Source organism: Maribellus luteus, from assembly GCF_003576475.1.
Classification (GTDB): Bacteria; Bacteroidota; Bacteroidia; order Bacteroidales; family Prolixibacteraceae; genus Draconibacterium; species Draconibacterium luteum.
On the sequence record NZ_QWGR01000247.1, the window covers coordinates 1 to 534 of the forward strand.

Sequence of the window (534 nt, forward strand, 5' to 3'; positions counted from 1 at the left end):
CTGTCGAGGCGCGCATCCGCTGCAAGTTCGCTTGATCGCCGTCATTGCAGCGAACTCAGGAAAGGTGTCAACGAAGTCCCTGTCCGTTGAAGGCGACACTTACATACATACGCGAACGTATCTATAATAGCGCGCACTCCGTCACTTGCCCATCGGCGTATGCGCCACATTCATGCGGGCAGGCAGCCTGGGGCTGACTTCGAGTCAGTCGTCCCCAGGGGTGGAGACCGACTGCCGATCGCGCCTGCTTCTTAGCATTCTGGTCCGGGTTGTTGCGAGTTCGTCGCAAAGGCCATATCGCATGCCGCGAGATGCAGCTAGCATCGGACGTTTTCGTTTTGTGTTTTTTTGGTTCGCTGACGGCTTGCCGGCGTCGCACTCGTTTGCGCGGCGTTCCGGCACCCGGCATTCCGCTTATCGCCACATGGGGTCATCTATGACGAACACCCGCCGTTATCACCAACTCGCTGCCGCCGCATTCATGGTGGTGGCACTTGCAGCCTGCGGTAACAAGCAGGCACAAGGGCCGGGCGG

At 59.4% G+C, this 534-nt stretch carries 1 protein-coding gene; it reads left to right on the forward strand.

Translation table 11 applies throughout. The features are described from left to right. Positions 1–301: 301 nt before the first annotated feature. A partial coding sequence (locus D1614_RS28775) for a hypothetical protein (RefSeq protein WP_206610206.1) occupies positions 302–534 on the forward strand: 233 nt, incomplete at its 3' end.